The following is a 9,673-nucleotide window of genomic DNA, read 5'->3' on the forward strand; positions in this document are numbered from 1 at the left end:
CCAGCGACGCCTGCGAATCGCGTCTGTCGCCCGCTGAGAGGACGGCGTCGTCCGAGCGACCCCGCAGTCCCGCCGCGTCTCGAGGTGACATCGACCGCTCCGGCCCACGCGCGGAGACGTCGTCCGCTCTGGACTGTCGCGCCGGGCGGTTTGACGGCTCCCGCTCGCTGAAGAACGGTCGAGGCAATCGTTTTCAGGCCGCCGCGTGATTCCGAGTTCATGGACCACCGCTGTCCCGATTGCGCCGTGACGATGGAAGAGGTCGAGTTCAGCATGGGCGACGCCTGGAACGCGCACGTCAAGACCGGCGAGAAGCGGTCCGGGCTGCTCGGGAAGCTCGGCATGAACGAACGCAAGGAGCTGACGACGGTGATGTGTCCCGAGTGCGGGCTGGTCCGACACTACGCCGAGTTCGACGAGTGACGCGCCGGCGCGACCGGTCGCGGCGAGACGCCTCTGAGCCGCCCGATCTGGGCCGTAGACACCGGATAGATCCGGTCGGTGCTTTATTCTCCCGCGCGCCGGACGAGGTCGTATGGAGCCAGACTTAGACCGGTTCACGTCGCGCCGATCGACCGTGTACGGCCAGCGCGGCGTGGTGGCGACCAGTCAGCCGCTCGCCAGCGAGGCGGGGATCGAAGTCCTCCGCGAGGGCGGGAACGCGTTCGACGCGGCGGTCGCGACCGCGGCTGCGCTGAACGTCGTCGAGCCCACCTCGACCGGGCTCGGCGGCGACGTGTTCGCGCTGTACCGGACCGCGGACGGCGAGGTCGGCGCGATGCGCTCGTGCGGCGGCGCCCCAGCGGACGCGACGATAGAGAACGTCGAGGCGGCGCTCGCAGAGGACGACGACGCCGACTCGTACTACCCCGACGACGGCGGCTACGCGGTCGACGACGCCGGCGAGGCCGGGATGCCGTTCTACGGCCCGCACGCGGTCACGGTGCCCGGGACGGCCCGCGGCTGGGAGGCCACCGTCGAGGAGCTGGGCCGGCTCACCCTCGCGGACGCGCTCGCGCCCGCCGTCCGCTACGCGACCGAGGGGTACCCGGTGTCGGAGGTCATCGCCTCCCACTGGGCGAGCGCCGACGCGCTCTTCACCGACGACCACGCCCGCGAGGCGTTCCTCTTCGAGGGCGAGCCGCCGGGCGTCGGGCAGACGGTGACGCTCCCGCGGCTCGGCGAGTCGATGCGGCGGATCGCCGAGGAGGGCGCCGACGTCGTCTACGAGGGCGAGATCGCCGAAGCGATCGCCGACGAGGTCCAGTCGCGGGGGGGGTTCATGACCGTCGACGACCTCGCCGACTTCGAGGTCGAGTGGCCCGAGCCGGTGTCGACGACCTACAACGGCGCGGAGGTGTACGAGCTCCCGCCGAACAACCAGGGACTGATCGCCCTGGAGGCGCTCAACGTCGCGAGCGAGCTCGGCGCCGGCGAGTACGACTACGACTCGCCCGAGCGCGTCCACTACTTCGCCGAGGCCATGAAGCGGGCGTTCCACGACGGCCACCGCTACATCACCGACCCCGAGTACGAGGAGATCCCGCCGCTCGCGTCGAGCGAGTGGGCGAGCGAGCGCGCCGCCGGCGTCGGCGAGACGGCCTCGCACGACGTCTCCTTCGGCGTGCCGAACGCGAACGCCGAGGACGCCGACACCGTCCTCCTCACCGTCGCGGACGAGGCGGGCAACGTCGTCTCGTACATCAACTCCCGGTTCGCCGGCTTCGGCTCCGGGCTCGTCGCCGGCGACACCGGCATCGCCTTACAGAACCGCGGCGCGTCCTTCTCGCTCGACCCGGACCACCCGAACAGCCTCGAACCCGGCAAGCGCCCCTTCCACACGCTCATCCCGGGCGTCGTCCGGTTCGACGAGGACGACTGGGCGGCGTTCGGCGTGATGGGCGGGTACATGCAGCCGCAGGGCCACGTCCAGGTGGTCTCCAACCTCGTCGACTACGGGATGCCGCTCCAGCGCGCGCTCGACGAGCCGCGGTGGCGCTACCGCGAGAGCGGCGAACTGGCGCTGGAGCCGCACTTCGACGACGACGCCGCGGCGAAGCTGGTCCGCAGGGACCACCACGTGCGGACGCTCTCGCCCGTCATGTTCGGCGGCGCCCAGATCGCGCGGAGCCGGGACGGGGTCCTCTCGGCCGCCACGGAGCCCCGGAAGGACGGGAACGCGCAGGGGTACTGAGGCGGGCGCGACCGCCTCCGGCGGCGACGACCAGTCTCCTATCAGCGAGTGGGTACGACGCGCCGTTCGCGGCCGGCCGCCGATCGGCGAGTCTGTCGGTAGAGCGCGCGCGGACGCGACGAGACCGGCCTGACGCGTCCGAATCCCGGTGCTGTGGTATTTGTGACCGTGGATACACTTATAACGGCTCGTATGGTATACGGTCACAGAATGAAGCGAAGAATCCAGCGACGCGACGTACTCAAGGGCGCCGGCGCGGTCGGTATTGCGGGGCTCGCCGGCTGCTCAACGGAGAGCGGTGACGGCGGCGACGGCGGGGACGGATCCGACGGGTCCGACGGCGGCGACGGGATGGACGGCGGCGACGGAAGCGACGGAAGCGACGGGTCCGACGGCGGCGACGGCGGGGACCAGAACAACGTCCCCGACGCCGTGATGGTCGTCGGCTTCCCGCAGTCCGGGATCCAGCTGTTCCGCGACTTCTACTCGGAGTTCGCCGACAGCGCGCCCGACCTCGACATCATCGTCCCCGACGGGCTGATCGACAGCGACCTGCCGAGCGAGGTCGACAACGACATGAACAACGTCATCGGCACCGCGCCCTCCGCGGGCGGCCCCGGCGCGGAGTTCTTCACCGAGTCGTATCAGGAGGCGTACGGCGAGGAACCGGGCGTGTTCACCGCGCAGGCGTACGACGCGATGGCGGTCGAGATCCTCGCGGCGACCGCCGCGGGCGAGAACAGCGGCCAGGCGATCCGCGACCGCGTCCGGACCGTCGCCAACCCCGGCGGCGAGGAGTTCGGCCCCGCTGACCTGCCCGAGGCCGTCGAGACGGTCGCCGGCGGCGACCCCGTCCACTACGTGGGGGCGTCGTCGAGCGTCAACTTCGACGCCAACGGCGACATCGCGACCGCCGCCTACGACATCATCGACTTCCAAGACGGCAGCCTCGTCACGCTCGACACCGTCGAGTTCGGGAACGAACTCAGCGAGGAGGACCGGAACGCGACCGCGGCCGACCCCGTGGGCGTCGACTCGTTCACCGCCCGAATCGGCGTGTTGATGCCGGAGACGGGGGACCTCGGGCCGCTCGGCGTCCCGATCCGCGACGGCGCGCTGCTCGCGGCCACCCAGGTCAACGACGCCGGCATCAACGTCGACGTCGAGACGAGAGTCGAGGACACGCAGACCGACCCGCAGGCGGGGATCTCCGGCGCGAACGCCCTCGTCAACGCCGGCTTCGGCGCGGTCGTCGGCCCGGCGTCGTCGAACGTCAACCTCCAGGTCTCGGATCAGGTGTTCATCCCGAACGGCGTCGTGGGGATCTCGCCGTCCTCGACCGACCCGAACGTGACGGACTTAGAGGACAACGGCTACATCTTCCGGACCGCGCCCTCGGACCTGCTCCAGGGGCCGGCGATGGCCGACCTCGCAGTCGGCGACACCGTCGGCGCCGAGTCGTCCGGAACGCTGTACCTCAACGACGCCTACGGGCAGTCGCTGGAGGAGGCGTACGTGAGCGCCTTCCAGGAGCGCGACGGGACGATCACCCAGCGCGTCTCCTTCGAGCCGAACCAGGCGACGTACACCAGCCAGTGGTCGAGCGTGCTGAACCAGTAGGGAGTCGGCCGGCTCTTCTCCGATTTTTTCCGTCCCGCGCGAGCCGCGGCGCTCGCCCGCGCGAGCGGACGCTTCTCGCAGGGGGTCTACGGCGGCGCCGGCGTCCGAATTGGTCGCCGGCGAGGGCCGCGCGCAACAGAGGGCGGGGCCTCACTGCGACGGCGCATCTTATAATCCTTCCCCGAGCGGCGTCGTCGACACCGTTCAGAGCCGCGCGAGCGGCGGACGACCGCGGTTCACCCGCCGAGGAAGTCGCGCCGCACGTCCTCGTCGGCGAGCAGGACGTCGCCGCGGTCGGTGTAGCGGTTCGCGCCGTTCACCAGCACGTAGCCGCGGTCGCAGCGGCGCAGCGCCTCCTTCGCGTTCTGCTCGACCATCAGCACGGCCGTCCCGCTCTCGTTGATCCGGTCGATCCGGTCGAACATGTCGGCGACGAGGTCGGGGGCGAGCCCCGCAGAGGGCTCGTCGAGCAGCAGCAGGTCCGGGTCGAGCATGAGCGCCCGGCCCATCGCGACCATCTGCCGCTGGCCGCCGGAGAGCGTCCCCGCCTTCTGCTCGCTGCGCTCCCGGAGGATCGGGAACCGGTCGTATATCGTCTCGATCTGGTCTTCGGGCACCTCGTCGAGGATGTACGCCCCCATCTCGAGGTTCTCCCGGACGCTGAGCCCGGGGAACACGTTGTCCGTCTGCGGGACGAAGCCGATCCCCTCGCGGATGATCTGCTCGGGCGCGAGCCCCTGAATCTGCGACCCCTCGAACTCGACGGTGCCGCCCATGTGCGTCGTGAGCCCGAAGACGGTCTTCATCACCGTCGACTTGCCGGCCCCGTTGGGGCCGACGATGGTGACGTACTCCTCGTCGGCGACGTCTAAGACCACGTCCGAGAGGATCTGGAGGTCGCCGTAGCCCGCGTCGAGGTCCCGGATCCGGAGGATCGCGTCGCCGTCGATCGCGTGTGTCGCTCCGGCGTCGGCGCCGGCCGCGACCGCCTCGGCGTCGACGTCGACCGCGTCGGCGGCGTCGGCCGCCGCCTCGCCCGCCGCGCCGTCGGCGGTCATAGGTCCTCCCCCAGGTACGCCTCGATGACCCGCTCGTCGTTCCGTATCTCGTCGCCGGTCCCCTCGGCGAGCACGCTGCCCTGATGCATGACGATGACGCGTTCGCAGTTGTTCATGATGACGTCCATGTCGTGTTCGACGAGCAGGAAGGTGTAGCCGTCCGCGCGCAGGTCGTGGACCCGGTCCAAGAGCTTCTCTTGGAGGGTCGGGTTGACCCCGGCGAGCGGCTCGTCGAGCAGCACCATCTCGGGGTCGGTCATCAGCGCGCGGGCCATCTCCAGCAGCTTCCGCTGGCCGCCGGAGAGGTTCCCCGCGTGCTCGTGCGCGAGGTGGTCGATCTCGAAGAACTCCAGCGTCTCCCAGGCCCGCTCGCGGATGTCGATCTCCTCACCGATCACCGCGCCGCGGAGCCCGGGCGTCACGGCCCGGATCGCGGACTCGCCGACCTGGCCCTGCGGCGCGAGCATGAGGTTCTCCAAGACGGTCATCTCGGAGAGCTCCCGGGCGATCTGGAAGGTCCGAACCAGGCCCTTCCGCGCGATCTCGTGTGGCCTGAGCCCGGTGATGTCCTCGCCCTCGAAGGTCACCGATCCCGCGGTCGGCTCGTGGACGCCGGTGATGCAGTTGAACGTGGTCGACTTGCCGGCGCCGTTCGGTCCGATGAGGCCGGTCAGCGACCCGGCCTCGACCTCGAAGGAGGCGCCGTCGACGGCGGTGACGCCGCCGAACCGCTTGACGAGCCCCTCCACGCGGAGCGGGGGCGCCCCGGACGGGACGTGCTTCGCGGCCTCCTCGACCGCGCTGTCGTTCGCCTCGGGCTCGTCCTCTGAGGCGTCCGCCGCGTCGACCGCGTCGGCGACCCCGGTCGCGTCTGCGACGTCGGCCGCGTCGGGCGCGTCGCTACTCATCGGTCTCACCCCCGCCGGGCCGCTCCGAGAGGTCGACGGCCGCAGCCGTCTCGATCCGGTCGCCGAGGATCCCCTCCGGGCGCCGGTGGATGATGAACACCAAGACCAGCCCGAGGAAGACGAACTGGAGCGGTGCGATGTTGTCGGTCGCGTACGCGAGGAACGTCACCGGGTCGAGCGAGACGAGCGCGTCGGCGAACGACGGCGGCGTCTCCGCGTCGATGAGCCCGCGGACGACCCCGCCGACGCGGCGCGGCCCCTCGAACAGGACCGCGGCGAAGACGATGCCGCCGAGGACCGAGCCGGTGTTCGACCCCGACCCGCCGATGATCACCGCGATGAACACGTAGAACGTGAGCAGGGGGCGGAACTGCGGGGTCGGCGAGACGTTGCCCTGGCTGCCGAACCAGAGGATGCCCGCGAGCCCCATCAGCGCGCAGCCGATGACGAACACCTTGATCTTCACGAGGTTCACGTCCTTGCCGAGCGAGTCGGCGACGAGTTCGTCCTCCCGGATCGCCTTCATCGTCCGGCCGAACGGCGAGCGGCCGAGGCGTTCCACCAGGAGGTAGAACCCGATCAGGAAGGCGGCGAGGACGGCGATGTACCCCCACCCGATGAGGATCGGGTTGGAGATCCCGAGGCCGTCTGCGCCGAAGACGCCGAAGACGAACTCGCCGAACGCGGTCGGCGTCCCCGCCTGCCCGTCGACGAGGAACAGCTCTCGGACCGGGTTGTCCGGCATGCCCATCCCGCGACCGCCGCCCGTTCCGGCGCCGACCGTGTCGCGCAGGAAGTTGTCGAAGGCGCTCGACTGGAGCGACAGGCGGACGATCTCCGAGAGCCCGAGCGTGACGATGGCGAGGTAGTCGGCCTTGAGCCGCAGCGCGGGCAGGGCGGCGACGGCGCCGAGCACGGCCGCCATCGCGACGCCCGCGGCGATCCCCACCGGGAGCGGCAGGCCGAGTCCGGGCGGGCCGAACGCGGGGTCCGGCGAGCGGACGACCATCCCCATCGTGTAGACGCCGACGGCCATGAAGCCGGCGACGCCGATGTTGAAGAGGCCGGTGTACCCCCACTGGAGGTTCAGGGCGAGCGCGGTGAGCGCGTAGACGAGACCGAGGAACGTCAGCGTCTCCATGAGCCCGACGACGCTGTTGAGCCCGTCGGTGAACGTCAGCAGCGTCGCGGCCGCGTAGATCGCGAGCAGCGTCCCGACGACGAGGCCGAGGTCGCTCTCTCGGGCGGCCTCGACCAGCGCCGCCGTCGCGCTCTCGGGAGCCTCGGGCGCGCTCCCGGAGGATACGGACCCGGAGTCGCCGGGGGCGTCGGCGTCGCTCATGTTGTCGTCACCCCGCCGAAGAGCCCCTCGGGGCGCAACAGCAGCATGAGGATCATCACGCCGAAGGCCGCGGCCTGGTTGAAGTCGGACGGGATCCAGATCGTCGACGTGGTGAACACGACCCCGATGACGAGGCCGCCGGCGATGGCGCCGTAGACGGAGCCGATCCCGCCTAAGATCACGGCCGCGAAGATCAACAGGAGCAGGAGCCAGCCGAAGTCGAACTGGATCGTCCCGCGGAGCAGGACGTAGAGGTAGCCGGACGCGCCCGCGAGCCCGCCGCCGATGACCCACGTCGCGGTGACGACGCGTTCGGCCGGGATGCCGGTGATGAGCGCGAGGTCCTTGTTGTCGGCCATCGCCCGCATCGCGGTCCCGAGCTTCGTGTGCTGGAGCATGGCGTGCATCGCGAGCATCAGCCCCACCGCGGCGACGAGGATGGTGAGCTCGTGCGCGTTCACCGACAGTCCGAGCGGATCGAACGCGAGGTTCGACTGCTCGACGCTGGCGGTGACGCCGCGCCGGTCGGAGCCGTAGCCGAACTGGAGCAGGTACCGGACGATGAGCGCCGCGCCGATGGAGGCGATGAGCAGCGCGATCCCGTCGCGGTCGCGCATCGGCTTGTAGAACCCCCGGTCGAGCGCCACCGCGAGCAGCGCGGTGACGACGAACGCCGCCATCAGCCCGACGAGGATGGCGGCGGGCGTCGTGAGGATGTGCGCGCCGATGTCGCCCGGCGAGGCGTTCCCCGCGTCGCGGACGGTCAGGAGCGCGCGGACCGGCACGTCGCCGAACCCCGCGATCAGGAACGCCACGCCCCACCCGGAGAACGCGCCGACGCTGACGAGGTCCCCGTGCGAGAAGTTCGCGAACGAGAGGATGCTGTACGTCATCGAGAGCCCGATTCCCGCGAGCCCGATCACGAGGCCGATGACGACGCCGTTCCAGAGGTTCGAGCCGAGCCGGTCGACCGAGATCGACCCACCGACCGGGCCGAGGCCGACTCCCGCGAGCTTCGCCGCGAGGTCGACGAGGAGCAGGCCGCCGAGGAGGGTGACGAGGAGAAGCCCCGGCCGGGCCCGCGCCGAGTCGACGATCGACGAGTCAGTTGTTCCCATGTGTACGTCTCACTGTCACAGGGTGAGATACCGAGCGGTAAATAACTCGCTGTTCGGACAAGAATCCTCGAAACCGCCTGACAGCTCTGACGGGGCCGGAGCGTCAGTCGCCGCCCGCCGCCCGCGCGTGGCGCCGCGCGGCCTCCGGCGACCGCCCCTCGCGCAGCAGCGCCTCGACGAACAGTTCGCCCGCCTTGTACGACGACCGGACCATGGCGCCCGACGCGCAGTAGAGGAAGTCGAACTCCTCCTCGGCGACCCGGCGCCACGTCTCGAAGACGTCCGGGTGAACGTACTCGAACACGTCGAGGTGCGAGCGCGAGGGCTGGAGGTACTGGCCGAAGGTGACCACGTCGACGCCGACCTCGCGGAGGTCACCGAGCGTCCGGTACACCTCGTGGTCGTACTCGCCGACGCCGAGCATGAGGCTCGTCTTCGTGTGGATGTCGGACTCGCGGTCGACCTGATCGAGGACCGAGAGGGACTGCTCGTAGTTCGCGCGCCGGTCCCGGACCGGCCACTGGAGCCGCTCGACCGTCTCGACGTTGTGCGCGATCACGTCCGGCTCCGCGTCGATGATCCGCCGGATCGCCTCCGGGTCGCCCTGGAAGTCCGGGATGAGTGTCTCGACCAGCACCTCCGGGTCGCGACGCTTAATCGCCCGGATCGTCTCGGCGAACTGCGCCGACCCGCCGTCCGCGAGGTCGTCACGGTCGACGGAGGTCAAGACGACGTAGTCGAGCCCGATCTCGGCGACCGCGTCCGCGACGTTCGCGGGCTCGTCGGGGTCGAGCGGCTCCATCCCGCCCGTCTCGACGTCACAGAAGTTACACCCGCGCGAGCAGCGGTCGCCGAGCAGCATGAACGTCGCCGTGCCGGGGCCGTCCTGCCCCGACCAGCACTCGCCCATGTTCGGGCAGTTCGCCTCCTCGCAGACCGTGTGGAGGTCGTGGTCGCGGAGGGTGGACTTGATCTCGGTGAACCGACTCCCGGACGGCGGGCGCGACTTCAGCCAGTCCGGCTTTCGGCGGCCGCGTTGCATGGTCGACCCTTGGCGTCCGAGCGCAAAAGGGTGCGGGTCGGCGGGGGTCGCATACCGGGTTTCGGAAGTCGCGGCGGGTCACCGGCGGCAGTGCGGTGCGGCCACTACCGGGAGAACGCGGCCGACGGGAAGAAGAGCCTAGGCCGAGATTTGAACTCGGGGTCTCGTCCTTACCAAGGACTTGCTTTACCGAGGAGGCCTTCGGCCCTGAAAGCGGCTACCTTTGCCGCAAACGCCCACTTTGCGTGCTTCTTATCTCTCTATTATAGTAGTTGCTAGAAATAATTACTCACTTTTGGAATCGAGAGTTGATCAAGAGCACTGTCGATCGCTGTTGTAAGTTCGTCGAGTGAGTCGAAAAAGCGGTTGCTGAGAGCTGCTTGGAGCTGTC

At 69.9% G+C, this 9,673-nt stretch carries 8 protein-coding genes and 1 pseudogene; 3 read left to right on the forward strand and 6 right to left on the reverse strand.

What is annotated here, in order from left to right; genetic code table 11:
• The first annotated feature begins 219 nt into the window (after positions 1–219).
• The 3 genes from DVK06_RS07360 to DVK06_RS07370 all read left to right on the forward strand — a co-directional run bounded on the left by DVK06_RS07360 (position 220) and on the right by DVK06_RS07370 (position 3,814).
• The gene (locus DVK06_RS07360) at positions 220–423 is read left to right on the forward strand and encodes a hypothetical protein (protein ID WP_053770841.1); all 204 of its coding nucleotides are present in this window, start codon (positions 220–222) and stop codon (positions 421–423) included.
• Positions 424–535: 112 nt separating this feature from the next.
• Positions 536–2,194, forward strand: a complete 1,659-nt coding sequence (gene ggt, locus DVK06_RS07365) for a gamma-glutamyltransferase (protein ID WP_121599830.1) — start codon at positions 536–538, stop codon at positions 2,192–2,194.
• Between the two features lie 210 nt (positions 2,195–2,404).
• The gene (locus tag DVK06_RS07370; RefSeq protein WP_121599831.1) at positions 2,405–3,814 is read left to right on the forward strand and encodes an ABC transporter substrate-binding protein; all 1,410 of its coding nucleotides are present in this window, start codon (positions 2,405–2,407) and stop codon (positions 3,812–3,814) included.
• 236 nt (positions 3,815–4,050) lie between these two features.
• Here the strand turns inward: DVK06_RS07370 and DVK06_RS07375 are convergent, their stop codons facing one another.
• The 6 genes and pseudogenes from DVK06_RS07375 to DVK06_RS07405 all read right to left on the reverse strand — a co-directional run.
• Positions 4,051–4,872, reverse strand: a complete 822-nt coding sequence (locus tag DVK06_RS07375; RefSeq protein WP_233561632.1) for an ABC transporter ATP-binding protein — start codon at positions 4,870–4,872, stop codon at positions 4,051–4,053.
• Entirely contained in the window at positions 4,869–5,780 is a 912-nt protein-coding gene (locus tag DVK06_RS07380) for an ABC transporter ATP-binding protein (RefSeq protein WP_121599832.1), read from the reverse strand. Before DVK06_RS07380 ends, DVK06_RS07375 begins: the two co-directional genes overlap by 4 nt.
• Positions 5,773–7,122 carry a branched-chain amino acid ABC transporter permease gene (locus DVK06_RS07385; RefSeq protein WP_121599833.1) on the reverse strand — a complete coding sequence of 450 codons (1,350 nt, stop codon included), beginning with the start codon at positions 7,120–7,122 and terminating at the stop codon, positions 5,773–5,775. Before DVK06_RS07385 ends, DVK06_RS07380 begins: the two co-directional genes overlap by 8 nt.
• On the reverse strand, positions 7,119–8,240 hold the full coding sequence (locus tag DVK06_RS07390; RefSeq protein ID WP_121599834.1) for a branched-chain amino acid ABC transporter permease: 1,122 nt from the start codon (positions 8,238–8,240) through the stop codon (positions 7,119–7,121). Before DVK06_RS07390 ends, DVK06_RS07385 begins: the two co-directional genes overlap by 4 nt.
• Before the next feature lie 103 nt (positions 8,241–8,343).
• Entirely contained in the window at positions 8,344–9,282 is a 939-nt protein-coding gene (gene lipA, locus DVK06_RS07395) for a lipoyl synthase (protein WP_053770835.1), read from the reverse strand.
• Positions 9,283–9,557: 275 nt separating this feature from the next.
• Positions 9,558–9,673: pseudogene (locus tag DVK06_RS07405) on the reverse strand (IS630 family transposase); the annotation flags it as partial.

The sequence above is a fragment of the Halorubrum sp. Atlit-28R genome (assembly GCF_003665955.1).
Classification (GTDB): Archaea; Halobacteriota; Halobacteria; order Halobacteriales; family Haloferacaceae; genus Halorubrum; species Halorubrum tropicale.

Bases quoted from the DNA above. Each gene is read 5' to 3' on its own strand.
- DVK06_RS07360 (WP_053770841.1), top strand. From the start codon at position 220: ATGGACCACCGCTGTCCCGATTGCGCCGTGACGATGGAAGAGGTCGAG.
- ggt (WP_121599830.1), top strand. From the start codon at position 536: ATGGAGCCAGACTTAGACCGGTTCACGTCGCGCCGATCGACCGTGTAC.
- DVK06_RS07370 (WP_121599831.1), top strand. From the start codon at position 2,405: ATGAAGCGAAGAATCCAGCGACGCGACGTACTCAAGGGCGCCGGCGCG.
- DVK06_RS07375 (WP_233561632.1), bottom strand. From the start codon at position 4,872: ATGACCGCCGACGGCGCGGCGGGCGAGGCGGCGGCCGACGCCGCCGAC.
- DVK06_RS07380 (WP_121599832.1), bottom strand. From the start codon at position 5,780: ATGAGTAGCGACGCGCCCGACGCGGCCGACGTCGCAGACGCGACCGGG.
- DVK06_RS07385 (WP_121599833.1), bottom strand. From the start codon at position 7,122: ATGAGCGACGCCGACGCCCCCGGCGACTCCGGGTCCGTATCCTCCGGG.
- DVK06_RS07390 (WP_121599834.1), bottom strand. From the start codon at position 8,240: ATGGGAACAACTGACTCGTCGATCGTCGACTCGGCGCGGGCCCGGCCG.
- lipA (WP_053770835.1), bottom strand. From the start codon at position 9,282: ATGCAACGCGGCCGCCGAAAGCCGGACTGGCTGAAGTCGCGCCCGCCG.